Origin of the sequence: Burkholderia sp. COPS (genome assembly GCF_019425585.1) — a bacterium.
Taxonomy (GTDB): Bacteria; Pseudomonadota; Gammaproteobacteria; order Burkholderiales; family Burkholderiaceae; genus Burkholderia; species Burkholderia cepacia.
In genome coordinates, this window is record NZ_WIXR01000001.1 from 1 (window position 1) to 24,092 (window position 24,092).

At 67.0% G+C, this 24,092-nt stretch carries 23 protein-coding genes and 1 pseudogene; 19 read left to right on the plus strand and 5 right to left on the minus strand.

From position 1 onward, the window contains the following. The 5 genes from FOZ70_RS00005 to FOZ70_RS00025 form a co-directional block, all read left to right on the plus strand. On the plus strand, positions 1-569 hold a 569-nt coding region (locus FOZ70_RS00005), incomplete at its 5' end, for an FAD-dependent oxidoreductase (RefSeq protein ID WP_219704714.1). A 136-nt stretch (positions 570-705) separates the two neighbouring features. Further along, the gene (locus tag FOZ70_RS00010; RefSeq protein WP_027788120.1) at positions 706-1,485 is read left to right on the plus strand and encodes a Smr/MutS family protein; all 780 of its coding nucleotides are present in this window, start codon (positions 706-708) and stop codon (positions 1,483-1,485) included. Then, the gene (locus FOZ70_RS00015) at positions 1,472-2,095 is read left to right on the plus strand and encodes a trimeric intracellular cation channel family protein (protein WP_011351253.1); all 624 of its coding nucleotides are present in this window, start codon (positions 1,472-1,474) and stop codon (positions 2,093-2,095) included. Before FOZ70_RS00010 ends, FOZ70_RS00015 begins: the two co-directional genes overlap by 14 nt. A 288-nt stretch (positions 2,096-2,383) precedes the next feature. Then, a complete protein-coding gene (locus FOZ70_RS00020; protein WP_219704715.1) occupies positions 2,384-2,527 on the plus strand; it encodes a hypothetical protein in 144 nt (47 codons plus the stop codon). A 252-nt stretch (positions 2,528-2,779) separates the two neighbouring features. Then, the gene (locus FOZ70_RS00025) at positions 2,780-3,139 is read left to right on the plus strand and encodes a hypothetical protein (protein WP_124587970.1); all 360 of its coding nucleotides are present in this window, start codon (positions 2,780-2,782) and stop codon (positions 3,137-3,139) included. A gap of 252 nt (positions 3,140-3,391) precedes the next feature. Here FOZ70_RS00025 and ugpC read toward each other — a convergent pair whose 3' ends face one another. The 4 genes from ugpC to FOZ70_RS00045 form a co-directional block, all read right to left on the minus strand. Continuing rightward, positions 3,392-4,510 carry a sn-glycerol-3-phosphate ABC transporter ATP-binding protein UgpC gene (gene ugpC, locus FOZ70_RS00030; protein WP_021163438.1) on the minus strand — a complete coding sequence of 373 codons (1,119 nt, stop codon included), beginning with the start codon at positions 4,508-4,510 and terminating at the stop codon, positions 3,392-3,394. A gap of 112 nt (positions 4,511-4,622) precedes the next feature. Beyond that, the gene (locus FOZ70_RS00035) at positions 4,623-5,480 is read right to left on the minus strand and encodes a carbohydrate ABC transporter permease (protein WP_006476648.1); all 858 of its coding nucleotides are present in this window, start codon (positions 5,478-5,480) and stop codon (positions 4,623-4,625) included. After that, the gene (locus tag FOZ70_RS00040; RefSeq protein ID WP_042977917.1) at positions 5,470-6,408 is read right to left on the minus strand and encodes a sugar ABC transporter permease; all 939 of its coding nucleotides are present in this window, start codon (positions 6,406-6,408) and stop codon (positions 5,470-5,472) included. The genes FOZ70_RS00035 and FOZ70_RS00040 overlap by 11 nt, the downstream gene beginning before the upstream one ends. A gap of 138 nt (positions 6,409-6,546) precedes the next feature. Further along, positions 6,547-7,794: an ABC transporter substrate-binding protein gene (locus FOZ70_RS00045; RefSeq protein WP_219704716.1), complete on the minus strand. Its 1,248-nt coding sequence runs from the start codon at positions 7,792-7,794 to the stop codon at positions 6,547-6,549. A 432-nt stretch (positions 7,795-8,226) separates the two neighbouring features. On the opposite strand from FOZ70_RS00045, the gene zwf reads away from it, so the two are divergent. The 4 genes from zwf to FOZ70_RS00065 all read left to right on the plus strand — a co-directional run bounded on the left by zwf (position 8,227) and on the right by FOZ70_RS00065 (position 12,773). Then, entirely contained in the window at positions 8,227-9,696 is a 1,470-nt protein-coding gene (gene zwf, locus FOZ70_RS00050) for a glucose-6-phosphate dehydrogenase (protein ID WP_021163442.1), read from the plus strand. A gap of 88 nt (positions 9,697-9,784) precedes the next feature. Next, complete coding sequence (gene pgl / locus FOZ70_RS00055; protein WP_069253289.1) at positions 9,785-10,465, plus strand: 6-phosphogluconolactonase; 681 nt, start codon at positions 9,785-9,787, stop codon at positions 10,463-10,465. Then, entirely contained in the window at positions 10,443-12,371 is a 1,929-nt protein-coding gene (locus tag FOZ70_RS00060) for a bifunctional transcriptional regulator/glucokinase (RefSeq protein ID WP_089439434.1), read from the plus strand. Before pgl ends, FOZ70_RS00060 begins: the two co-directional genes overlap by 23 nt. A 141-nt stretch (positions 12,372-12,512) precedes the next feature. Next, the gene (locus FOZ70_RS00065) at positions 12,513-12,773 is read left to right on the plus strand and encodes a T6SS amidase immunity protein Tai4 family protein (protein WP_346656376.1); all 261 of its coding nucleotides are present in this window, start codon (positions 12,513-12,515) and stop codon (positions 12,771-12,773) included. Positions 12,774-12,833: 60 nt separating this feature from the next. Here FOZ70_RS00065 and FOZ70_RS00070 read toward each other — a convergent pair whose 3' ends face one another. Then, on the minus strand, positions 12,834-14,051 hold the full coding sequence (locus FOZ70_RS00070) for a Bcr/CflA family multidrug efflux MFS transporter (protein WP_124626845.1): 1,218 nt from the start codon (positions 14,049-14,051) through the stop codon (positions 12,834-12,836). Positions 14,052-14,305: 254 nt separating this feature from the next. Between FOZ70_RS00070 and FOZ70_RS00075 the strand changes: the two genes are divergently transcribed. The 10 genes and pseudogenes from FOZ70_RS00075 (at position 14,306) to FOZ70_RS00120 (ending at position 24,039) form a co-directional block, all read left to right on the plus strand. Further along, entirely contained in the window at positions 14,306-14,758 is a 453-nt protein-coding gene (locus FOZ70_RS00075) for a hypothetical protein (protein WP_048024193.1), read from the plus strand. A 191-nt stretch (positions 14,759-14,949) separates the two neighbouring features. Continuing rightward, positions 14,950-16,233, plus strand: a complete 1,284-nt coding sequence (hemL, locus tag FOZ70_RS00080; protein ID WP_014897811.1) for a glutamate-1-semialdehyde 2,1-aminomutase — start codon at positions 14,950-14,952, stop codon at positions 16,231-16,233. Between the two features lie 15 nt (positions 16,234-16,248). Next, positions 16,249-17,370: a bifunctional diaminohydroxyphosphoribosylaminopyrimidine deaminase/5-amino-6-(5-phosphoribosylamino)uracil reductase RibD gene (ribD, locus tag FOZ70_RS00085; RefSeq protein WP_219704717.1), complete on the plus strand. Its 1,122-nt coding sequence runs from the start codon at positions 16,249-16,251 to the stop codon at positions 17,368-17,370. A gap of 5 nt (positions 17,371-17,375) precedes the next feature. Continuing rightward, positions 17,376-17,608 (plus strand): annotated as a pseudogene (locus FOZ70_RS00090) (riboflavin synthase); the annotation flags it as partial. A 362-nt stretch (positions 17,609-17,970) separates the two neighbouring features. After that, positions 17,971-19,740: a prolyl oligopeptidase family serine peptidase gene (locus tag FOZ70_RS00095; protein WP_219704718.1), complete on the plus strand. Its 1,770-nt coding sequence runs from the start codon at positions 17,971-17,973 to the stop codon at positions 19,738-19,740. Between the two features lie 168 nt (positions 19,741-19,908). Beyond that, on the plus strand, positions 19,909-20,427 hold the full coding sequence (locus FOZ70_RS00100) for a DUF1993 domain-containing protein (RefSeq protein ID WP_048024197.1): 519 nt from the start codon (positions 19,909-19,911) through the stop codon (positions 20,425-20,427). 194 nt (positions 20,428-20,621) lie between these two features. Next, positions 20,622-21,764 (plus strand): bifunctional 3,4-dihydroxy-2-butanone-4-phosphate synthase/GTP cyclohydrolase II, encoded by a 1,143-nt coding sequence (gene ribBA / locus FOZ70_RS00105; protein ID WP_059485266.1) that lies wholly within the window; start codon positions 20,622-20,624, stop codon positions 21,762-21,764. Positions 21,765-21,817: 53 nt separating this feature from the next. After that, complete coding sequence (gene ribH / locus FOZ70_RS00110) at positions 21,818-22,336, plus strand: 6,7-dimethyl-8-ribityllumazine synthase (RefSeq protein ID WP_011351235.1); 519 nt, start codon at positions 21,818-21,820, stop codon at positions 22,334-22,336. After that, entirely contained in the window at positions 22,333-22,770 is a 438-nt protein-coding gene (gene nusB, locus FOZ70_RS00115; RefSeq protein WP_021157083.1) for a transcription antitermination factor NusB, read from the plus strand. Before ribH ends, nusB begins: the two co-directional genes overlap by 4 nt. Before the next feature lie 72 nt (positions 22,771-22,842). Further along, complete coding sequence (locus FOZ70_RS00120) at positions 22,843-24,039, plus strand: pyridoxal phosphate-dependent aminotransferase (protein WP_059619144.1); 1,197 nt, start codon at positions 22,843-22,845, stop codon at positions 24,037-24,039. The last annotated feature ends 53 nt before the right edge of the window (positions 24,040-24,092 follow it).

A 24,092-nucleotide genomic window follows, 5' to 3' on the forward strand; every position in this document is an offset into this window, starting at 1 on the left:
GCGTGTCGGCCTGCGCGACCTGCGACGGCTTCTTCTATCGCGGCCAGGAAGTCGCTGTGATCGGCGGCGGCAACACGGCCGTCGAGGAAGCGCTCTACCTGACGGGCATCGCGAAGAAGGTCACGGTGATCCATCGCCGCGACAAGTTCCGCGCGGAGCCGATCCTGATCGACCGCCTGCTGGAAAAGGAAAAGGAAGGCGCCGTCGTGATCAAGTGGGATCACGTGCTCGACGAAGTGACCGGCGAGGATTCGGGCGTCACGGGCCTGCGCATCAAGAACGTGAAGACCGGTGCGACGGAAGACCTCAGCGTGCAGGGCGTGTTCGTCGCGATCGGCCACAAGCCGAACACCGACCTGTTCCAGGGCCAGCTCGAGATGAAGGACGGCTACATCCTGACGAAGAGCGGCCTGCACGGCAACGCGACGTCAACGAGCGTGCCGGGCGTGTTCGCCGCCGGCGACGTGCAGGACAACGTGTACCGCCAGGCAATCACCAGCGCGGGCACGGGCTGCATGGCCGCGCTCGACGCGCAGCGCTACCTCGAAAGCCTGCACGACAAGAAGTAAGCCGCGAGACCGCTCGCGCCGGGCGCTACAATGGCGTCCGCTGCCGCGAAGCGGGCTCGACCGGAAAGCCGCTGCCGCCGTGCAGCGGCTTTTTTTTGCCCGCGCGCCCGAACGCGCCTGCCCTGCGTACCGAATCATGGCGAAGAACCAGCCCCATCCGAGCGATCCCGCGAAGCGGCAGATCGCCGCCCGTCCCGCGAACCCCGCGCCCGTCGCGCCGGCGCCCGCGCCCGATCCCGCCGCATTGCGCGGCCAGGGGCTCGCGGGCCTCGGCGCGTTGCGCAAGTCGCTGCAAGGCGAAGCCGATCGCCGTGAACGCCAACGCGTCGAAACGGCCAAGGCCGAGCGCAAGGCGGAAGCCGACGCGAACCTGTTCCGCAACGAGATCGGCGCGATCCAGCCGCTCAATGCCCCGCCGCGCGCGGCCGCCGGCCGCACGCCGCCCGACCCGGTGCCGAAGCAGACGCAGCGCGACGAGGAAGCCGTGCTGAACGCGACGCTGTCCGACGAATTCGATCCCGAGACGCTGCTCGACAGCGACGACTCGCTGTATTACCACCGCCCCGGCATCAGCCGCGACGTCGTGCGCAAGCTGAGGAGCGGCGCGTGGATCGTGCAGGCGCAGATCGACCTGCACGGGATGCGGCGCGACGAGGCGCGCGACGCGCTCGCCGAGTTCATCCGCGAAGCCGGCAAGAAAGGGCTGCGCTGCCTGCGCGTGATCCATGGCAAGGGGCTCGGCTCGATCGGCAAGGAACCCGTGCTGAAGGGCAAGGTGCGCGCGTGGCTCGTGCAGAAAGAAGAGGTGATCGCGTTCTGCGAGGCGCGCGGCCACGACGGCGGCGCGGGCGCGGTGCTGGTCCTGCTGCAGCCGTTCGCGGCACCCGCCGACCGGGGGCCGCGTGCCGCATCCTAGGCTGACGCTCGCGATCGCGATACTGGAGGCGATCGCCACGCTGGCCTTTGCGATCTCGGGCTTCATCGAGGCGCGCAAGAACCGTCTCGATTCGGTCGGCACGTTCGTCGTGGCGCTCGCCACCGCGTTCGGCGGCGGCACGCTGCGCGACATCCTGCTCGAGCGCCGGCCGTTCTACTGGGTCGTGCACGACGACTACGTGATCGCGATCTTCGTGCTCGCGCTGTTCGCGCCGTTCGTGCTGCGCATGCTGTCGCGGCTGTCGGCCGAGCGGCTGCTGCTCGTCGCCGATGCGATCGGGCTCGGGATCTTCAGCATCTCGGGCACGGCGATCGCGCTCGATGCCGAGATGCCGCGCTTCATCGCGGTGATGATGGGCGTGATTACCGGCGTGGTCGGCGGGATCATCCGCGACGTGCTGTGCAACGACATCCCGCTGATCCTGCGCGATTCGCGGCCGTACGCGACCTGCGCGTTCGTCGGCTGCTGGTTCTACCTGCTGCTCGTGTGGCTGCAGTTCGATTCCGTGTACAGCGTGCTGCTCGCGACCGGCTTCATCCTCGTCGCTCGGCTCGCGACCTTCAAGTTCGACGTGCGGCTGCCGCACTGAGCGGCTCGATCCACCGCAGCGCCCCATCTCGGCAGTCCACCGCTTAACTTCGCTCGAGGCGAATCCCCAATGCGGCGTCGATAACATTAGGTCGTTTCGCGCCTTCGAACGCATCAACAGCCCTCACGATGTCGCCTCTCACTGATCAAATGTAACGCGACGACTCCAGGCGGAAATCTCAAAATAAACTGGTTGCAAACAGCCGTCGGTTGCGCAACACTGCGAAAGCAATTCGTAATAAACGTTTATCGATTAGTTATCCAAATAAATTTGAAGGAGAAATATCGGATGAGGGAATTGACCATCAGCGAACTGGATCTCGTTTCTGGCGCCACTTGGGCAGGTGATGTCGCAGGATTTGGCATCGGCGGCGTGATCCCGTTACCGCTCGGCGGCGGAACGTTCCATCTAGCTCCGGGCACCTTCCATTGATTACGATCATCATCGAAAATCCAGGAATCTTAATGAATGATTTAAAATTCCGCCACCCCGAGCTCGACGGGAATCAAATCGCAAAATTAATAACCGACCTCTGTCACCAGGATATTATTGAGATAGCCCACTCGTGACGCGACACGTCAAATTTTCACCGGACACCAATTCAGCCATTTCTCAAGGCCACGATCATTCGATCTCGTTCCGCTCGACACTTCCGAAAATACTTACTTACACCCGAAAACGGCGATGAAAACAATCCCATTCCTGTTCATCCTTCGAATGATTGTTCCAGAGCTGAAATCCACTTCCGAAAACGAAATTCATTCCGTTATCGATAGCGCAAAACTAACCTCGAAAGATCACACAAAGAAACGCTACCGGCAATGCTTCGTTGCGTCCATGTTTGTTCCATTCCTTGTGCTGCTCCCCATCTTCTTTTCACTCAACCTGTTCTCTGCAGGACATAGAATGCTGTTCGTACCGATTCTAAGCGCTGCCTCGGTCTACCTGAGCTTACTCATGCTCTCCGTTCTAGGCTCCGTTATATTTGCCCCCGATGTTCGTAGGAAACTGAAATCCAACCGTCGCTTTCGTCAGGTCGATTGACGTCGTTTCATCAACTCGTGACGCTATTTTTTGCCCAGTGACCGAGGAGCTGGCGAAACTCTCTCATCACGCCCGTGGAAGGTACAAGGTGGGGAAACGAGATGTTTTTTCGCACTTGTGAAGATTCGGAGCGCGTTCGCCGACGCCCGGAAGTTGCGCGTATCGGCAGTGAGTACCGGCATCGCCCGCCGAAAACGCAAAGGGCCGTCAGAGATATGACGGCCCTTTGCTTTCTCGGTGAGACGTGCGACGCTACGCGATCCGCTCTTCCGACGCCGGATCGAACAGCACCGCCTTCGACACGTCGAACAGCAACGACTGCGTCTGCCCCGGCTGCGGGTTCGCGGCCGGATGCACGCGGCTCACGATCCGCTTGCCGTTCACCTGTGCGAACACGTGCGTGTCCGGCCCGGTCGGCTCGGTCACGTCGACGCGCACGTCGATCGGCTGCAGCTTCGACGCCTCGCCGTGGTGGGCGTTGCGCGCATCGGTGATGCGCTCCGGACGCAGCCCGAGGATCACCTCGCGGCCGACGTGGCCGTTCATCCGCTTCGCGTCGAACGGCAGGTTCAGTGCGCTGCGCGCGAGGCCCGTGTCGATCTCGAGCGCGATCCCGCTGCCCTGCTCGACCAGCTTGCCGTTGATGAAGTTCATCGGCGGCGCGCCGATGAAGCCCGCGACGAACAGGTTCGACGGCGAATCGTAGATCTCCTGCGGCGCGCCGAACTGCTGGACCACGCCGTCCTTCATCACCGCGATCCGGTCGCCGAGCGTCATCGCCTCGATCTGGTCGTGCGTCACGTAGACGATCGTCGTGCCGAGGCGCTGGTGCAGCAGCTTGATTTCCGCGCGCATCTCGATGCGCAGCTTCGCGTCGAGGTTCGACAGCGGCTCGTCGAACAGGAACAGCGACGGATCGCGGGCGAGCGCGCGGCCCATCGCGACCCGCTGGCGCTGGCCGCCGGACAGCTGGCCCGGCTTGCGGTCGAGCAGGTGCTGGATCTGCAGCATCTGCGACACGCGGTCGACGATCTGCTGCTGTTCGCTCTTCGGCACCTTGCGGATGTTCAGGCCGAACGAGATGTTCTCGCGCACCGTCATCGACGGGTACAGCGCGTACGACTGGAACACCATCGCGATGTCGCGATCCTTCGGCGACAGGTCGTTGACGACCTTGCCGTCGATGCAGATCTCGCCGCTCGTGACCGTCTCGAGCCCGGCGATCATGTTGAGCAGCGTCGATTTCCCGCAGCCCGAACCGCCGACCAGGATCAGGAACTGTCCGTCCTCGATCTCGATGTCGACACCCTTCAGGACCGGCACCCCGTTCGGGTAGGTCTTGTACACGTCACGGATGGAAAGGCTTGCCATGCTGTGAATCCTCTGTCTCGTCTCGCGCGGCGCACTCCGGCACCGCGTCGGGTTCGTTTCGATGCGCCGCGCGCGAGGCGCGGCCGGTTCGTCGTATCGGATGAAGCCGCGCTTACCCCTTCACCGCGCCCGCCGTCAGCCCGCGCACGAAATAGCGGCCGGCGACGATGTAGACGAGCAGCGTCGGCAGCGCGGCGATGATCGCGCCGGCCATGTCGACGTTGTATTCCTTCACGCCCGTCGACGTGTTGACGAGGTTGTTCAGCGCAACCGTGATCGGCATCGAATCGACGCCGGAGAACACGATCCCGAACAGGAAGTCGTTCCAGATCTGCGTGAACTGCCAGATCAGGCACACCATGAAGATCGGCAGCGACACTGGCAGCAGGATCTTCGTGAAGATCGTGAAGAAACCCGCGCCGTCGATGCGCGCGGCCTTCACCAGTTCGGCCGGCACGCTCACGTAGAAGTTGCGGAAGAACATCGTCGTGAACGCGATCCCGTACACGACGTGCACGAACACGAGGCCCGGAATCGTGTTGGCGAGGCCGAGCATCCCCTGCAGGCGCGCCATCGGCAGCAGGATCACCTGGAACGGAATGAAGCAGCCGACCAGCATCATCGTGAACAGCGCGTCGGCGCCGCGAAAGCGCCAGTGCGTGAGCACGTAGCCGTTGAACGCGCCGATCAGCGACGAGATCAGCACGGCCGGAATCACCATCTGCAGCGAGTTCAGGAAGAACGGCTTCATGCCGTCGCAGCGCACGCCGGTACAGGCGCCGCTCCACGCCTTCACCCACGGATCGACGGTCCAGCTGGTGGGCGGCGTCAAGAGGTTGCCGGTGCGCAGCTGGTCGAGATCCTTGAACGACGTCGACAGCATCACGTAGATCGGGAACAGGAAATACAGCGCGAACAGGATCAGTGCCGCGTAGATCACTGCCCGGCTGATCGTCATCTTAGGCTGCATTGCGGGTGCTCCTCGATTCCATATACATCAGCGGCACCAGCACCGCGACCACGGTCGCGAGCATCATCACCGAGGATGCCGCGCCGAGCCCGAGCTGGCCGCGGTTGAACGAAAACGTATACATGAACATGGCCGGCAGCGACGACGACGTGCCCGGCCCGCCCGCCGTCAGCGCGACGACGAGGTCGAAGGTCTTGATCGTGATGTGGCAGAGGATCAGCAGCACCGAGAAGAACACCGGGCGCATGCTCGGGATCACGATCTTGCGGTAGATGGTCGGCAGCGTCGCGCCATCGACCTGCGCGGCCTTGAAGATCTCGGCGTCGACGCCGCGCAGCCCCGCGAGGAACAGCGCCATCACGAAGCCGGTCGACTGCCACACGGCCGCGATCACCACGCAGAAGATCGCCTTGTCCGGATCGTCGAGCCAGCCGAACGAGAAGCTCGTCCAGCCCCAGTCGTGCATCACCTTCTCGAGGCCGAGGCCCGGGTTCAGGATCCACTGCCACGCGGTGCCCGTGACGATGAACGACAGCGCCATCGGGTACAGGAAGATCGCGCGCAGCGCGCCTTCGTTGCGGATCCGCTGGTCGAGCAGGATCGCGAGGAACAGGCCGAGCCCCACGCAGATCGCGATGAACGGAATCCCGAACCAGCCGAGGTTCGCGGCGGAGGTCCACCACACGTCGTTCTGGAACAGGTCCGTGTAACGGCCGAAGCCGTCGAATTCGTAGTTGGGCAACAGCCGCGAGCGGGTCAGCGACAGATAGCCGGTAATCAGGATGAAGCCGTAGATGAACACCACGGCGATCGCGACGCTCGGCGCGAGCACGAGCTTCGGGATCCAGCGATCGGCGAAGGCCGACATCGGCGACGTACGCCGTGCGGCGGCAGCGCCGGATCCGTTTCCGCTAAGAGGGGCAGCCACTTGATTCGACTCCTGGAACGAGGGCGACGCAGGCCGGGCCGGCGCCGGGTACGACACGGGCCCGCGGGCGAGCCCGTTTGCTGCACATGCAAAAACGCCCGGCCGATGAAGCGTTTCCGGCCGGGCGCCTGGCGCGCGTTACTTGACCTTCGCGGCCTTCGCGAGCGCGGCGACCGCGCTCTTCGAATCCTGCTGCGAGTTCATGAACTTCGTCACGACGTCGGTGATCGCGCCGGCGGTCGCGTCGCTTTGCGCCATGCCGTGTGCGAGCGACGGCACGAAGCCGCCCGACTTGATCGCGGTCTGCTCGTCGGCGTACGACTTCTTCGCGCAATCGTCGAACTTGTCCATCTTCACGCCGAGACGCACGGGCACCGAGCCCTTCAGCAGGCTGAACTGCTCCTGGAAGTCCGGCGTCATGATCGTCTTCGCGAGTGCGAGCTGGCCCGGCGTCGCGTTCTTCTCGCCCTTCTGCTGGAAAAACACGAACGAGTCGACGTTGAACGTGTACGCATTCGCCGTGCCCGGCACCGCCGCGCAGATGTAGTCCTTGCCCGCCTTCTTGCCGGCGTTCTCGAACTCGCCCTTCGCCCAGTCGCCCATGAACTGCATGCCGGCCTTGCCGTTGATGACCATCGCGGTCGCGAGGTTCCAGTCGCGGCCGTTACGGCCGGTATCGAAGTAACCCTGGATCTTGCGCACCGTGTCGAACACGGTCAGCATCTGCGGCGACGTCAGCGTCGCCTGGTCGAGATCGACCAGCGCCTTCTTGTAGAACGCCGGGCCCTGCGACAGCACGACGTCTTCCCACAGCGTCAGGTCCTGCCACGGCTGGCCGCCCATCGCGACCGGCTGGATACCCGCGGCCTTCAGCTTGTCGGCCACCGCGAAGAATTCAGGCCAGGTGGTCGGCACCTTCGCGCCGACCTTGTCGAGCGCGGCCTTGTTGATGTACAGCCAGTTCACGCGGTGCACCGAAAACGGCGCCGCGACGGTGTGGCCCTTGTACTTGATGATCTTGTCGATTTCCGGCGGCAGGTTCTGCTTCCAGTCGCCGGCAGCGGAATCGATGTTGACGAGCACGCCCTGGTCGGCCCAGTCCTGGATCAGCGGGCCCTTGATCTGCGCGGCCGACGGTGCGTCGCCGCTGATCACCTTGGTCTTCAGCGCGGTCATCGCCGCTGCGCCCGCGCCGCCCGCGACCGCGAAGTCCTTCCACACGTAGCCCTGCTTTTGCAGGTCGTCCTTCAGCACGCCGACGGCCTTCGACTCGCCGCCCGAGGTCCACCAGTGCAGCACCGTTACATTCTCGGCTGCCTGCGCCGCCACGGCGCCAGCCATCAGACCTGCCGCGCAGAGCGCGCCCATGATCGAGCGAACTTTCATTACTTATCTCCTCCAGACTGAATCAACTCGTGAGGTTCCCTGACCGGGAACCGGCTTCTTGATAAACGACGGGGAAATCGAGCCGCGGGACGCATGCAGCGTACGGGGCCGATGACCGGCCGGGCTCTTACAGAAAGCGTGAATCGAGATTCAACGGCGTGTCTCCTCTTTGTGTTTCTGGCCCGCCGCGATGCTGCGGCGCGAGCCCGGGGCTAACGGCGCGCGGACGATGCGCGCCGTCAATGTCCGATAACATTCGGCACAAGGCGTTCCCGAAGGCGAAGCTCGCGCAGTTCATCGACTGCACTTCTTTTTTTCTTCACCCAGGTGCTACCCCTTGCGGCGGATTGTAGTTAAACTACAATTCAGTGTCAAAAATATTTTTATCGCACTACGGATCGCTTCCCAGCACCCCCAACACGGCGGAGACACATGCATACCGATTCCAGCTTTACCTTCGTACTTTTCGGCGGCACCGGCGATCTGTCGATGCGCAAGATCCTGCCCGCGCTGTTCGAAGCGCACCGTGCGAACATGCTGGCGGAGAGCGGCCGGATCGTCGCTGTGGCGCGTCACGAATCGGATCGTGCGGGTTATCTCGAGTGGGTCGACACGCACGTGAAACCGCACGCGGAGAAAGCCGCCGGCAAGGCGCTCGACGAAACCGCGTGGAAGTCCTTCCTCGATCGCATCGAGTACGTGAAGCTCGACCTCGGCCGTGCGGAAGACTACGTCGTGCTGCGCGACGCGATCGCATCGCTGCCCGGCATCCGCGTGTTCTATCTCGCGACGGGCCCGTCGCTGTTCGTGCCGATCTGCAAGGCACTCGCGTCGGTCGGCCTGAACGAAGGCTCGCGCATCGTGCTCGAGAAGCCGCTCGGCTACGACCTGAAGTCGTCGAATGCGATCAACGACGCGGTCGGCGAGATCTTCGCGGAAGGCCAGATCTACCGAATCGACCACTACCTCGGCAAGGAGCCGGTACAGAACCTGCTCGCGCTACGTTTCGGCAATGCGCTGTTCGAGCCGCTGTGGCGCCGCGAATGGGTCGAGAGCATCCAGATCACGATCGCGGAAGAGCTCGGCGTCGAGGCGCGCGGCGATTTCTACGACAATACGGGCGCGCTGCGCGACATGGTGCAGAACCACCTGCTGCAGTTGCTGTCGATCGTCGCGATGGAGCCGCCGCACTCGATGGATTCCGACTCGGTGCGCGACGAGAAGCTGCGCGTGCTGCGCGCGCTGAAGCCGATCGATCCGCGCGACATCGGCAAGGTTGCCGTGCGCGGCCAGTATCATGCGGGCGTGATCAAGGGCGCGCAGGTGCCGGCCTACGCGACCGAGCCAGGCGTGAAGCCCGACAGCCAGACCGAAACCTTCGTCGCGCTGAAGGTCGAGATCGAGAACTGGCGCTGGGCCGGCGTGCCGTTCTTCCTGCGCACCGGCAAGCGGCTGGCCGATCGCGTCGCGGAGATCGTCGTCAACTTCCGCCCGGTGCCGCACTCGGCGCTGGGGCCGACCGCGTTGCGTCCCGGTGCGAACCGTCTCGTGATCCGGCTGCAGCCGAACGAGACGATTCGCCTGTACTGCCTCGCGAAGCAGCCGGGCGAAGGGATGAACCTCGCGAGCGTGCACCTCGACCTCGCGTTCGACCAGTTCTTCAAGGAAGGGCAGATGGAGGCGTACCAGCGCCTGCTGCTCGACGTGATCAACGGCCGGCTCGCGCTGTTCGTGCGTCGCGACGAACAGGAAGCCGCCTGGCAGTGGGTCGAGCCGATCCTGAACGAATGGGCACGCACGCTGAAACCGCCGAAGCCGTATGCGGCGGGTACATGGGGGCCGGCCGCGTCGAGCGCGATGCTCGCGCAGCACGACACCTGCTGGCTCGAAGAAGAGAACTGATACAAACCGTTGCCGCGTACGCCACCGTACGCGGCAACGTGCATCACGATTCGTACGATTTGAACAGACAAAGCAGTCCGGAGGAGATGTGATCGAGATCCACGCTTTCGACACCCAGGAAGCGCAAAGCGAAGCGCTCGCGCGCGCCGTCGGCGATGCGCTGCGCGCCGCGCTCGCCGGCCCCGCGCGCCCGACGCTCGCGGTGTCCGGCGGCACGAGCCCGCGCCCGTTCCTGCACACGCTGTCGCACGCGGCGCTCGACTGGGCCGGCGTCGACGTGACGCTGGTCGACGACCGCTGGGTGCCGGACGACGACGCGGCCAGCAACGCGCAACTCGTGCGCGACACGCTGCTGCAACACGCAGCGGCCCCTGCCCGCTTCCTGCCGCTCGTCGACACGCGCAGCACGCTCGATGCGCACGTCGCCGCGCTCAACGCGAACGCCGATTACCGCGTGCCGACCGTCGCGGTGCTCGGCATGGGCGAGGACGGCCACACCGCGTCGATCTTCGCCGACGCGCCCGAATGGGATCACGCGATCACGACGCCCGAGCGGTTCGTCGCCGTGCATCCCGGCACCGCGCCGCATGCGCGCGTGAGCTTCTCGCTCGATGCGCTCAAGCGCGTCGACCGGCTGTTCCTGCTGATCGCGGGCGAACGCAAGCGCGCGGTGCTCGACGCCGCGGCCGCGTCGCTGCAGAAGAACGCGATTTCCCAACTGGCCAACGACAAGGGGACCCAGCTCGATGTCTACTGGTGCGCAAAGTAAGGCGGTCGTCGCGGGTCAGCATGCCGACGGCCCGCGCCTGCTCGCGGACGTCGGCGGCACCAACGCGCGCTTCGCGCTGGAAACCGGCCCGGGCGAGATCACGCAGATCCGCGTCTATCCCGGCGCCGACTATCCGACGATCACCGACGCGATCCGCAAGTATCTGAAGGACGTGAAGATCAGCCGCGTGAACCACGCGGCGATCGCGATCGCGAACCCGGTCGACGGCGACCAGGTCACGATGACCAACCACGACTGGAGCTTCTCGATCGAGGCGACGCGCCGCGCGCTCGGCTTCGACACGCTGCTCGTCGTCAACGATTTCACCGCGCTCGCGATGGCGCTGCCGGGCCTGACCGATGCGCAGCGCGTGCAGGTCGGCGGCGGCGCGCGCCGCCAGAACAGCGTGATCGGGCTGCTCGGGCCCGGCACCGGGCTCGGCGTGTCGGGGCTGATTCCGGCCGACGACCGCTGGATCGCGCTCGGCAGCGAGGGCGGCCACGCGTCGTTCGCGCCGCAGGACGAGCGCGAGGATCTGGTGCTGCAGTACGCGCGCAAGAAGTTTCCGCACGTGTCGTTCGAACGCGTGTGTGCGGGCCCCGGCATGGAGATCATCTATCGCGCGCTCGCCGCGCGCGACAAGAAGCGCGTCGCCGCGACCGTCGACACGGTCGAGATCGTCGAGCGCGCGCATGCGGGCGACGCGCTCGCGCTCGAGACGGTCGAATGTTTCTGCGGGATTCTCGGCGCGTTCGCGGGCAGCGTCGCGCTGACGCTCGGCGCGCTCGGCGGCGTGTACATCGGCGGCGGCGTCGCGCTGAAGCTCGGCGAGCTGTTCACGCGCTCGTCGTTCCGCGCGCGCTTCGAGGCGAAGGGCCGCTTCACGCACTATCTCGAGAACATCCCGACCTACCTGATCACCGCCGAATACCCGGCGTTCCTCGGCGTATCCGCGATCCTCGCGGAGCAGTTGTCGAACCGCTCGGGTGGTGCGTCGTCGGCCGTGTTCGAACGGATCCGCCAGATGCGCGACGCGCTGACGCCGGCCGAGCGCCGCGTCGCCGATCTCGCGCTGAACCATCCGCGCTCGATCATCAACGACCCGATCGTCGACATCGCGCGCAAGGCCGACGTGAGCCAGCCGACGGTGATCCGCTTCTGCCGCTCGCTCGGCTGCCAGGGCTTGTCGGACTTCAAGCTGAAGCTCGCCACCGGCCTCACCGGCACGATCCCGATGAGCCACAGCCAGGTGCATCTCGGCGACACGGCCACCGACTTCGGCGCGAAGGTGCTCGACAACACGGTGTCGGCGATCCTGCAGCTGCGCGAGCACCTGAACTTCGAGCACGTCGAGAACGCGATCGAGATCCTGAACGGCGCGCGGCGCATCGAGTTCTACGGGCTCGGCAACTCGAACATCGTCGCGCAGGACGCGCACTACAAGTTCTTCCGCTTCGGAATCCCGACGATCGCGTACGGCGACCTGTACATGCAGGCCGCATCGGCCGCGCTGCTCGGCAAGGGCGACGTGATCGTCGCGGTGTCGAAGTCGGGACGCGCGCCCGAGCTGCTGCGCGTGCTCGACGTCGCGATGCAGGCCGGCGCGAAGGTGATCGCGATCACGTCGAGCAACACGCCGCTCGCGAAGCGCGCGACCGTCGCGCTCGAAACCGACCACATCGAGATGCGCGAATCGCAGCTGTCGATGATCTCGCGGATCCTGCATCTGCTGATGATCGACATCCTCGCGGTCGGCGTCGCGATCCGCCGGGCGTCGACCAACGGTGAGTTGCCGGAGGCCGTCGCGCAGGCGCGCGCGCGGGCGAGCGACGACGAAACGGCCGACGTGCTCGACTGGCTGAGCCACGGCGCATCGCCGGCGGCGAAGGACGTCGCGCGGGACTGACGCTTCGGCGAAACACCGTCGATCCACGACACCCCGAACGCTGGATTCAAGCCCGGCGTTCGGGGTGTTTTGCATGAGCGGCACCAGCGCAAACAACAGCGGCGCGACAGGCATCGACGATGCCTTCTGCCGAGGGCGCGCGTGACGTCATACGTTCGTACATCCCCACACTTCGATCTGGAACGGAACCCCGACGCGGGCAAATCGCTGGTCAATCGTTTTCTTGCTCGCGACTATCGCAATCCGGTCGTCGAATCCGAAATCAAGGGCGTGCGGTTTGATTTTCTGAAATGCCTGGATCTGTATCACAGTCGGGAACTCGATGCGCAGGTCAAACGGTTCGTGACCAACCCGAAGCGCAGCTATCGACTCGACAATCGCTCGTCAGACCGTTCAAAGTGATGCAGAGGTGGGAAGTTCAAACCCGTCCACCGCCCTCCTCCGCCAGTTCCGCCCCGCCGCTCAGGCGCCCGCCTTCACCGGCCGTCCGTGCCAGCGCAGCACCAGATAGCGCCCGACGAAACACAGCACGCCGGTGACGCCGATCGTCACGCCCATCGCGAACGGCGTGCCGTCCGCGAGTGCGCCGATCGCGACGCTCGCCAGCGCGCCGAGCGCAAGCTGCATCGCGCCGAACACCGCCGCCGACGCGCCCGCATTGTGCGGATAACGATGCATGAGGTCGGTCGTGCAGTTCGCGGACAGGATCCCGACCACGCCGACGACGAAGAACAGGCACACGACGATCGACCACAGCCCGCCCAACCCCGTCAGCGCGACGAACGCGACCGCGAGCGACGCGATGCAGCTCACGAGCGACGCGGCCGCGATGATGCGCAGCGAACCGACACGGCCGACCAGCCGCGTGTTCGTGAAGTTGCCGATCATGATGCCGACCACGTTCAGGCCGAACAGCAGCCCGTAGTGCTGCGGCGACACGTGGAAATACTCGATGTACACGAACGGCGTCGCGGTGATGTACGAGAACATCGACGCGAACGCCATCCCGCCGCACAGCATGTGCCCCCATGCGACGGGATCGGACAGGATGCGCCCGTACGATGCGAACGACGCGAGCACGGCCGCGCTCTTGCGCCGCTCCTTCGGCCAGGTTTCGGGTACGCGCAGGTACGCGGTCGCCGCGCACACCGCGCCGAACACGGCCAGCACGACGAACACGCCGCGCCAGCCCGAGAAACGCAGGATCTGCCCGCCGATCAGCGGCGCGAGCAGCGGCCCGACCGCGGTGACGATCGCGACCATCGACAGCACCTTCGCCGCGTCGGTCGGCTCGTGCGCGTCGCGCGCGATCGCACGCGACAGCACCGACGCCGCGCCGGCACCGAGCGCCTGCAGGAAGCGCACGAGGATCAGCATGTCGATCGAGTTCGATACGAAGCAGCCGATGCTCGCGAGCGTAAATAGCGCGATGCCGCCGAGCAGCACGGGACGGCGGCCCCACGTGTCGGACAGCGGGCCGTACAGCAGCATGCCGACCGAAAAACCGGCCATGAAGCTCGTCAGCGTGCGCTGCGCGGCGCCGGGGCTGACGGAGAAGCCGTCGGCGATCGACGGCAGGCTCGGCAGGTACATGTCGGTAGCGATCGGCCCGCAGGCGGCGAGCGCGCCGAGCAACAGGATCAGCCGGGCATCGGGCCGGCGCCGGACGACGTGAGACATGGGTATCCGGAATGGAGCGCCGCGCGCATCGGGGCGCGCGTGGTGGTGAAGACGGGAGACCGCGCCGCGAACGACGCGCTCGGCCCATGATTGTACGCGCAACTTTTTTTCGTGCCGCCGGCCCGGCGCGCGACCGGCGGAAAAACACCGGCACGGTGCCCGCCGCGCGGGATCGCGAGCAGGGATTCGATTAAGCTTGCAGCGCCTCACTCCCCTATTGTCTGCCCCATTCAATTCGACGCACGACCGAACCGATGACCGCTTTCCTGTTGATCTGGAGCCCCAAGAAATGGCCGTGGCCCGAACTGCCCGACGTCGCCGCGCGCGTGAAGGCCGGCGAGGCCGTGCATGACGTGTGGGGCTGCGGCTTCGCGCGCGGCATCCTGCCGGGCGACCGCGTGTTCCTGCACCGCGTCGCGAAGGAGCCCAAGGGCGTGTTCGGCTCCGGCTACGTGACGCGCGCGCCGTACGAGGTACCCGATCCGGCGACGAAGCGCGGCTACCGGCTGTGCATCGACTTCGTCTACGACTGGCTGGTCGACGCGCACCAGGACGTCGTGATCCCGCGCGACGCGCTGCGCGTGCATCCGTACTCGGTACAGACCTGGGATGCGCAAAGCTCCGGCACCGTGATCAAGCCGATGGTCGAAGGCCCGCTCGAGAAGCGCTGGGCCGAGCTGACCGGCAAGCGCAAACCGCCGCGATAACGGAAGCGGCCGCCGCGCCGCATCTGCCCCTCCTTTCCGGCCCCGGCCCGCGCAACCCCGCACGCGCCGAAAGGCCGCGGACCGCGCCGCGGGCCCGCCGCGCGCGTCTCCGGTACAATCGGACGATCGTTCCGCCCAGGCGCCGCGGCCCGTGCACAGGCCCCCGCGCCCTTCTCTCGCAGGTTTCGCTCATGTCCAACAATCAGATCCTCTTCGAACGCGCCCAGAAGACCATTCCCGGCGGCGTCAACTCGCCGGTGCGCGCATTCCGTTCGGTCGGCGGCACGCCGCGCTTCGTCGCGCGCGCGCAAGGCCCGTATTTCTGGGATGCCGACGGCAAGCAGTACATCGACTACATCGGCTCGTGGGGCCCGATGATCGTCGGCCACGTCCATCCGGAAGTGCTGTCGGCCGTGCAGAACGTGCTCGCCGACGGCTTCTCGTTCGGCGCGCCGACCGAAGCCGAGATCGAGATCGCCGAGGAAATCTGCAAGCTCGTACCGTCGATCGAGCAGGTGCGGATGGTGTCGAGCGGGACCGAGGCCACGATGAGCGCGCTGCGCCTCGCGCGCGGCTTCACGGGCCGCAGCCGGATCGTCAAGTTCGAGGGCTGCTACCACGGCCACGCGGACAGCCTGCTCGTGAAGGCCGGCTCGGGCCTGCTGACGTTCGGCAACCCGACGTCGGCCGGCGTGCCCGCCGACATCGCGAAGCACACGACCGTCCTCGAATACAACAACGTCGCCGCGCTCGAGGAAGCGTTCGGCGCGTTCGGCGACGAGATCGCCGCCGTGATCGTCGAGCCGGTCGCGGGCAACATGAACCTCGTGCGCGGCACGCCGGAATTCCTCAACGCGCTGCGCGCACTGTGCACGAAGCACGGCGCCGTGCTGATCTTCGACGAGGTGATGTGCGGGTTCCGCGTCGCGCTCGGCGGCGCGCAGGCGTACTACGGGATCACGGCCGACCTCACCTGCCTCGGCAAGGTGATCGGCGGCGGGATGCCGGCTGCCGCGTTCGGCGGCCGCCGCGACATCATGGCCCACCTCGCGCCGCTCGGCGGCGTCTACCAGGCCGGCACGCTGTCGGGCAACCCGATCGCGGTCGCCGCAGGGCTGAAGACGCTGCAGCTGATCCAGGCGCCCGGCTTCTACGACGCGCTCACCGCGCAGACGAAGCGTCTCGCCGACGGCCTCGCGGCCGAAGCGCGTGCGGCCGGCGTGCCGTTCGCGGCCGACTCGATCGGCGCGATGTTCGGCCTCTATTTCGCCGAACGCGTGCCGACCAGCTTCGCCGAAGTCACGAAGAGCGACACCGAGCGCTTCAACCGCTTCTTCCACCTGATGCTCGACGAAGGCGTGTATTTCGCGCCGTCCGCGTACGAGGCCGGCTTCGTGTCGAGCACGCACGACGACGCGGTGATCGACGCGACGCTCGCGGCCGCGCGCCGCGCCTTCGCGGCACTCGCTGCCTGACCCGGGGCCGCGCGCATGTTCTCGGATATCGATTTCGCCCACATGCAGCGTGCGCTCGCGCTCGCCGCGCGCGGCATGTATACGACGGCACCGAACCCGCGTGTCGGCTGCGTGATCGTCAAGGACGGCGACGTGATCGGCGAAGGCTTCACGCAACCGGCCGGCCAGGATCACGCGGAGGTCCAGGCACTGAAGGACGCGCGCGCACGCGGCCACGACGTCGCGGGCTCGACCGTCTACGTCACGCTCGAACCGTGCAGCCATTTCGGCCGCACGCCGCCGTGCGCGAACGCGCTGATCGACGCGCGCGTCGCGAAGGTCGTCGCCGCGATGGAAGACCCGAACCCGCAGGTATCGGGGCGCGGCCTCGGGATGCTGCGCGACGCCGGTATCGACGTACGCTGCGGGCTGCTCGCGCATGAAGCGGGCGAACTGAACATCGGCTTCGTGTCGCGGATGACACGCGGCCGCCCGTGGGTGCGGATGAAGACCGCCGCGTCGCTCGACGGCCGCACCGCGCTGCCGTCCGGCGAAAGCCAGTGGATCACCGGCGAGGCCGCGCGCCTCGACGGGCACGCGTGGCGCGCGCGCGCCTGCGCGATCCTGACCGGCATCGGCACCGTGCGCAAGGACAACCCGCTGCTGACCGTGCGCGGGATCGACACGCCGCGCCAGCCGCAGCGCATCCTGGTCGACAGCCGCCTCGACCTGCCGCTCGACGCGCGGCTGCTCGAAGGCGCTCCGCTGCTGATCTTCTGCGGCCGGCTCGACGCCGCCGGGGAAGTGCGGGCGAAGGTGCTGAAGGCCCGCGGCGCGGAAATCGTGCCGCTCGCGAATGCGCACGGCAAGGTCGACCTGCCCGCGATGCTGGCGGCGCTCGGCGCACGCGGCGTCAACGAGCTGCACGTCGAGGCCGGCCACAAGCTGAACGGCTCGCTGCTGCGCGAGCAGTGCGTCGACGAGTTGCTCATCTATCTCGCACCGAGCCTGCTGGGCGCCGATGCGGCCGGCATGTTCGACCTCGCTGCGCCGGCGAGCCTCGATGCGCGCACGCGGCTGTCGTTCCACGGGGTCGAGCGGGTCGGCGACGATCTGCGGATCCTCGCGCGCTTCACGCCGACGGACGCCGCGCACTGAACGGGATCGCCGCGCCGCGCGAGCTCGGCCGCGATTTCGCGTACAAGGGGCGGTCAACGGCGTGAGCCTGACCGTCAACACGGTCGACGATCACGCAGACGGCTGCAAGTTCGCGATCAACCTGATTCCGTATACGGTCGAGGTCACGACACTGCGCCACGTGAAGGCCGGTGACAAGGTCGATCTCGAAGTCGACATGATTGCGCGATACGTCGAACGGATGCTGTCGACGTCGCAAGGCGTACATCAGGACTGGTCACGCGGGCGGTTTCCGGCGTGGCGGCCGGTACGCTGCCGGCCGCCACGTTTCCTTGTCCTTCGCTCCGCCGCGCACCGCCAATCACGCGCCTGCGTCCTCCCCTCCTGCCCGCGCCGGAATCGTCCCGAGCAACTGCCGCACATGCTCGCGTGCCGCGCGCCCGGCCTCCTTCCGCATCACGCGCGGCGATCGTGTCGAACACCCGCCGGGATCCGGCGACATTCCCGCCCCGTCGTGCCCGACCACGGACATGGCCCTGCCGGCGGCCGGTGCGGCCGGGCCGGAACTCGTTTCCGACGCATCTTGTCTATCCGCTTCCACCGATGCGACGAGGAGCTTGCGTGACGGCCGTCCCTTCCGATCCTGCGCAATACCGCCGCTTCACCGTCGACGACCTGCTGTCTCTCGACAGCTTCCAGCGCGACTACGGTCGCACCTGCGCGCTGTCGCCGGACGGCGGCTCGATCTGCTTCGCCGTCGTCCGCCCGCTGGCCGATGGCCGCCGCTTCGACCGCGCGTATCTTGGCGGGCTCGACCGGGCCGAGCTGCACCTGTACGAATTCGCCGGCCGCACGCTGCGCCGGCTGGCCGGCGATGCGCGGGCCGGCCGCGCGTGCGGCTCGCCGTCGTGGTCGCCGGACGGAAGATGGATCGCAGCGGTCACGCTGTCGGCCGACGACGATGCGGTGCATGCCGTCCTGATCGACCCGGCGACCGGGGCCGCGATGCCGGTCACGACCGCGCGCAGCGTCGACCTGTCCCCGCTCGACCGCGACGGGCCGTTCACGTGGCTGCCCGATGGCCGCGTCGCGCTGCCGCTGCTTGCCGAACGGGCGACGCCCGTGATGGCGCATCTGCACCGCCGGCTGTTCGGGAACGCGCACGATGCATGGGCGGCCAACGCGCTCGGCCGCCAACCGACGGCCGACGTGCTCGACAGCGCCGCGTTCGGCGATCCGCCCGCCGCATCCGCACCCGACTGGTGGGCGTTCGATCCCGCATCGGGCGCGTTGTCCGCGCTGTCGCCGCAAGCGTGCGCGCGGGCCGGGCTGACACGCGCGGCGGTCACGGACACGCCGCCGGACACGCGCGGCACGAACGACGCCGACGAACCGGCAGATCACGACGGCGTGCGCCGCGAACGCATATCGGCAGAACCGGAGCGCCGGTACGCGGCCTCCATCGAACACGGCCGCGACGCCACCCGGCTGACGGTTCGCCTGGCCGGCGCGCGCGACGCGACCGTGGTGTTCGAGACGAATCGCCAGCTGGCCGGCATCGCGACCGGCACGACGCACCGGCTTGCCTGCCGCGGCGCGGAACCCGGCCGGCAGCGCTTCGTCGACGTCCTGCTGCCACCGGATTACGCGGGTGCGCCGGTACCCGCAGTCGTCTGGGTGTACCCGTACGAAAAGGTCGCGCCCCATCCGCACCTGTTTCACGAACCCGACTGCCCGCTGCCGTTCAACTTCCAGCTGTTCGCCGCACACGGCTTTGCGGTCGTCGACGTGAACATGCGGGGCGTGCTGGGCGAGGCGCCGGCGACGATGGCAGACAGGATGCTCGACGACGTCCACGCGGCGGTCGACGCCGCGGTCGATGCCGGATTCGTCGATCGCGGCCGGCTCCACCTGTACGGCCAGAGCCTGGGCGGCTGGGCCACGATGATGATGCTCGCCCGTACGCCGATGTTCCGCTCGGGCATGTCGAGCGCCGGCATCAGCGATGCGGCCGCGCTCTACGCGTCGCTCGACGCACGCCTGCGTTACGAAACGGGCCACGACACGCGTCCCGAGCGTTTCGAGCTGCTCGGCAAGGTGCTTGCCGACAACAGCTGGAACATCGACGCGCCGCCGTCGATCCGCCCGGATGCCTATCACGCGATCAGCCCGGTGCTGCACGCGGCACGGATCACGACCCCGCTGCTGCTGATCCATGGCGACGCCGACTACGTGCCGCTGGAACAAAGCGAACGGATGTTCGCGGCGCTGACCCAGCTCAAGCGCGACGTTCGGCTGATCCGCTACTGGGGCGACGATCACGTGCCGCAATCGCCTGCCAATATTGCCGACCGGTACCGGCGGATGATCGACTGGCTGCAGCGCGCGTGAACGGCCGGCGCCGCGCACGCACCGGCCCGCCCGCCGGCGCCATCGGCCGAACGGCCAACGACGCGCACGGGTCATGCGGTCGCGCTAAGATGCGTCGACAGCGGTTTCGATACCGCAATGCACGACGAGCCGCGTAGCGGCCGCCCTCTTCCTCAAGGAGTCGTCCCCATGTCCATCTCGATGTACCAGGCTTCGCTGCCCGTGCTGATCCGCGGCCTGACCAATCTTCAGCACATTCTCGGCAAGGCGCAGGCGCATGCGGCCGAAAAGCAGATCGATCCGTCGGTGTTCGTCGGCGCCCGCCTGTACCCGGACATGCTGCCGCTCGTCCGCCAGGTCTACATTGCGACCGACACGGCCAAGGGCTGCGCCGCGCGCCTCGCCGGCGCCGAGATCCCGAGCTATCCGGACGTCGAGCAGACCTTCGACGAACTGCACGCACGCATCCAGAAGACGATCGACTACCTGAAAAGCTTCGACGCCGCGCAGATCGACGGCAGCGAGACGCGCCAGATCGTGCTGAAGATGCGCGTCGGCCCGATCGAGTTCACCGGCGAGTCGTACCTGCTGAATTTCGTGCTGCCCAATTTCTTCTTCCACGTGACGACCGCGTACGACATCCTGCGCCACAGCGGCGTCGAGCTCGGCAAGCTCGACTACCTGGGCGGGCGCGACCAGCAAGCCTGACGCGCGGCCGGGCAAGGCCCGGCCCGCCACCGTCCGCACCGCGCGTGCAGGCAACGCGCGGCGGGCCGGCCGGGCCGGCCGCGCAGGCCGGCCGCGGCGCTTTCCGGAGCGCTTGCCGGCGGCGCGCGGCCCCTGCCAGCCGAAACGCCGTCCGGCTGGCGTAAAATACGCACTTTCCTCTTTCTCGCCCCCTTATGACGCTCGCCTCCACGCTCGACATCATCGCCGAGCTGAAAGCCGGCCGGATGGTGATCCTGGTCGACGAAGAAGACCGCGAAAACGAGGGCGACCTCGTGATCGCCGCCGAATTCGTCACACCGGAAGCGATCAACTTCATGGCCAAGTACGGCCGCGGCCTGGTTTGCCTGACGTTGACGCAGGAACGCTGCAAGCAGCTGCACCTGCCGCTGATGACCTACCGCAACGGCACGCAGTACGGCACCGCGTTCACGGTCAGCATCGAAGCGGCCGAAGGCGTGACGACCGGCATCTCGGCCGCCGACCGTGCGCACACGATCGCCACGGCGGTCGCGCACGACGTGCGCCCCGAGCACATCGTGCAGCCGGGCCACGTGTTCCCGATCATGGCGCAGCCGGGCGGCGTGCTCGTGCGCGCGGGCCACACCGAGGCCGGTTGCGACTTCACCGCGCTCGCCGGCCTCACGCCGGCCGCGGTGATCTGCGAGATCATCAAGGACGACGGCACGATGGCGCGCCTGCCCGACCTGATCGAATTCGCGCAGGAGCACAACCTGAAGATCGGCACGATCGCCGACCTGATCCAGTACCGCAGCCGCACCGAATCGATCATCGAGCGGATCGCCGAGCGTACGATGCAGACCGCGCACGGCACGTTCCGCGCGGTGCTGTACCGCGACCAGCCGAGCGGCTCGCCGCACATCGCGCTGGTGCGCGGCGCGCCCGCGCCCGACGCCGATACGCCGGTGCGCGTGCACGAGCCGCTGTCGGTGCTCGACCTGCTCGAAACGGGCGTGTCGACGCACTCGTGGACGCTCGACGCCGCGATGCGCGAGATCGCGGAGCGCGACCTCGGCGTGATCGTGCTGCTCAACTGCGGCGACACGAAGGAACACCTGATCGACGTCTTCAAGGCGTTCGACGAGGAAGAAAAGGCCGCTGTGCTGAAGCGCCGGCCGGTCGATTTCAAGACGTTCGGCATCGGCGCGCAGATCCTGCGCGATGTCGGCGTCGGCAAGATGCAGGTGCTGTCGAATCCGCGCAAGCTGGGCAGCATGTCCGGCTACGGCCTGGAAGTCACGGGCTTCATTCCGATGCCCGGCGGCGAAGCCAAGTCCTGCCCGGCGTCCAACGCGTAACCCGCCACGGCGCTTTCGCCCTATAACCGTTCATCCACACCACGGACAAGATCATGGAAATCGGACAATACCAACCGAATCTCGAAGGCGACGGCCTGCGGATCGGCATCGTGCAATCGCGCTTCAACGAGCCGGTGTGCAACGGCCTCGCCGACGCGTGCGTCGAGGAACTGGAACGCCTCGGCGTCACCGGTGAAGACGTGCTGCTCGTGTCGGTGCCCGGCGCGCTGGAAATCCCGCTCGCGCTGCAGAAGCTCGCGGAAAGCGGCCAGTTCGACGCGCTGATCGCGCTCGGCGCGGTGATTCGCGGCGAGACCTACCACTTCGAACTCGTGTCGAACGAGAGCGGCGCGGGCATCACCCGCATCGGCCTCGACTTCAACCTGCCGATCGCCAACGCGGTCCTGACGACCGAAAACGACGAGCAGGCCGTCGCGCGCATGACCGAAAAGGGTCGTGATGCCGCACGCGTCGCCGTCGAGATGGCCAACCTGACGATGGCGCTCGACCAGCTCGGCGATGACGACGAGGACGAAGAGGAAGACGAAGACGACGAAGAGGAGCGCGCATGAAGAAGAGCGCCCGCCGACAATCGCGCGAGCTGGCGACGCAGGGGCTGTACCAGTGGCTGCTGTCGAACGCGTCCTCCGGCGAGATCGACGCGCAACTGCGCGGCGCGCTCGGTTACGACAAGGCTGACAAGGAGCTGCTCGACGCGATCCTGCACGGCGTGATCCGCGAGCACGCCACGCTCGTCGAAGCGCTGACGCCGTCGCTCGACCGCCCGATCGACCAGTTGTCGCCGGTCGAACGCGCCGTGCTGCTCATCGCGACGTTCGAGCTCACGCACCACGTCGAAACGCCGTACCGCGTGATCATCAACGAAGCCGTCGAACTCGCGAAGACGTTCGGCGGCTCCGACGGCTACAAGTACGTAAACGGCGTGCTCGACAAGCTCGCCGCGAAGCTGCGCCCCGCCGAAACGCAGGCGCGCCGCAACGGCTGATACCGTTTGGTCCGGAACGGGCGCGCATGCGCCCGTTTTTTCTTTCGTCACGCCCCTCCCCCTGCCCGCCCGATGAATACCGCCACCGATTCGCTCGTCAAGCTCGCCGCACGCGTCGACGCGATCCAGCCCTTCTACGTGATGGAACTGATGAAGGAGGCACAGCGTCTCGAGTCCTCCGGGCGCGATGTTATCCACATGGGCATCGGCGAGCCGGATTTCACCGCGCCGGAGCCGGTCGTCGAAGCGGCTGCGGCCGCGCTGCGCCGCGGCGTCACGCAATATACGAGCGCGCTCGGCATTGCACCGCTGCGCGAGGCGATCGCCGCGCACTACGCGCGTGCCTACGGCCTCACGATCAGCCCGGAGCGGATCGTCGTGACGGCCGGCGCGTCGGCTGCGCTGCTGCTCGCGTGCCTCGCGCTCGTCGGGCGTGACGACGAGGTGCTGATGCCCGACCCGTCGTATCCGTGCAACCGGCACTTCGTCGCGGCGGCCGAAGGCCGCGCGGTGCTCGTGCCGAGCGGCCCGGACGCACGCTTCCAGCTCACCGAGGACGACGTCCGCACGCGCTGGGGCGACCGCACTCGCGGGGTGCTGCTCGCATCGCCGTCGAACCCGACCGGCACGTCGCTCGAACCGGACGAGCTGAAGCGGATCGTCGAAGCCGTGCGCGCACGCGGCGGTTTCACGATCGTCGACGAGATCTACCAGGGGCTCAGCTACGACGCGGCGCCCGTGTCGGCGCTTTCATTCGGCGACGACGTTGTCACCGTGAACAGCTTCTCCAAGTATTTCAGCATGACGGGCTGGCGGCTCGGCTGGCTGGTCGTGCCGCCCGCACTGGTCAGCACGTTCGAGAAGCTGGCGCAGAACCTGTTCATCTGCCCGTCCGCGCTCGCGCAGCACGCGGCGCTCGCCTGCTTCGAGCCGGCGGCGCTCGACATCTACGAAGCGCGCCGGCTCGAATTCAAGCGCCGCCGCGATTTCATCGCGCCGGCGCTCGAACGGCTCGGCTTCACGGTGCCCGTGATGCCGGATGGCGCGTTTTATGTGTATGCGCACTGCGGCGGCGTCGCCCACCCGGCGGCCGGCGACAGCGCCGCGCTCACGACGGCGATGCTGCATGACGCGGGCGTCGTGCTGGTGCCCGGCATGGACTTCGGTGTCCATGCACCGCGCGACTATATCCGCCTGTCCTATGCGACGGCCTACTCGCGGCTCGAGGAAGCGGTCGAACGGCTCGCGACGTTGTTCGGGCAGCACTGAGCCTCGGCTGAGCCTCGGCCGGCACGCCGGCGGCTTCTCGCGCCGCAAAAAGC

What these genes read in the sequence shown, in the direction of transcription:
- FOZ70_RS00010 (WP_027788120.1), top strand. Translation starts at nt 706, where the DNA reads ATGGCGAAGAACCAGCCCCATCCGAGCGATCCCGCGAAGCGGCAGATC.
- hemL (WP_014897811.1), top strand. Translation starts at nt 14,950, where the DNA reads ATGTCCAACAATCAGATCCTCTTCGAACGCGCCCAGAAGACCATTCCC.
- ribD (WP_219704717.1), top strand. Translation starts at nt 16,249, where the DNA reads ATGTTCTCGGATATCGATTTCGCCCACATGCAGCGTGCGCTCGCGCTC.
- FOZ70_RS00025 (WP_124587970.1), top strand. Translation starts at nt 2,780, where the DNA reads ATGAAAACAATCCCATTCCTGTTCATCCTTCGAATGATTGTTCCAGAG.
- FOZ70_RS00060 (WP_089439434.1), top strand. Translation starts at nt 10,443, where the DNA reads ATGTCTACTGGTGCGCAAAGTAAGGCGGTCGTCGCGGGTCAGCATGCC.
- FOZ70_RS00075 (WP_048024193.1), top strand. Translation starts at nt 14,306, where the DNA reads ATGACCGCTTTCCTGTTGATCTGGAGCCCCAAGAAATGGCCGTGGCCC.
- FOZ70_RS00100 (WP_048024197.1), top strand. Translation starts at nt 19,909, where the DNA reads ATGTCCATCTCGATGTACCAGGCTTCGCTGCCCGTGCTGATCCGCGGC.
- ribBA (WP_059485266.1), top strand. Translation starts at nt 20,622, where the DNA reads ATGACGCTCGCCTCCACGCTCGACATCATCGCCGAGCTGAAAGCCGGC.
- FOZ70_RS00120 (WP_059619144.1), top strand. Translation starts at nt 22,843, where the DNA reads ATGAATACCGCCACCGATTCGCTCGTCAAGCTCGCCGCACGCGTCGAC.
- FOZ70_RS00070 (WP_124626845.1), bottom strand. Translation starts at nt 14,051, where the DNA reads ATGTCTCACGTCGTCCGGCGCCGGCCCGATGCCCGGCTGATCCTGTTG.
- ribH (WP_011351235.1), top strand. Translation starts at nt 21,818, where the DNA reads ATGGAAATCGGACAATACCAACCGAATCTCGAAGGCGACGGCCTGCGG.
- ugpC (WP_021163438.1), bottom strand. Translation starts at nt 4,510, where the DNA reads ATGGCAAGCCTTTCCATCCGTGACGTGTACAAGACCTACCCGAACGGG.
- zwf (WP_021163442.1), top strand. Translation starts at nt 8,227, where the DNA reads ATGCATACCGATTCCAGCTTTACCTTCGTACTTTTCGGCGGCACCGGC.
- FOZ70_RS00020 (WP_219704715.1), top strand. Translation starts at nt 2,384, where the DNA reads ATGAGGGAATTGACCATCAGCGAACTGGATCTCGTTTCTGGCGCCACT.
- nusB (WP_021157083.1), top strand. Translation starts at nt 22,333, where the DNA reads ATGAAGAAGAGCGCCCGCCGACAATCGCGCGAGCTGGCGACGCAGGGG.
- FOZ70_RS00045 (WP_219704716.1), bottom strand. Translation starts at nt 7,794, where the DNA reads ATGAAAGTTCGCTCGATCATGGGCGCGCTCTGCGCGGCAGGTCTGATG.
- FOZ70_RS00035 (WP_006476648.1), bottom strand. Translation starts at nt 5,480, where the DNA reads ATGCAGCCTAAGATGACGATCAGCCGGGCAGTGATCTACGCGGCACTG.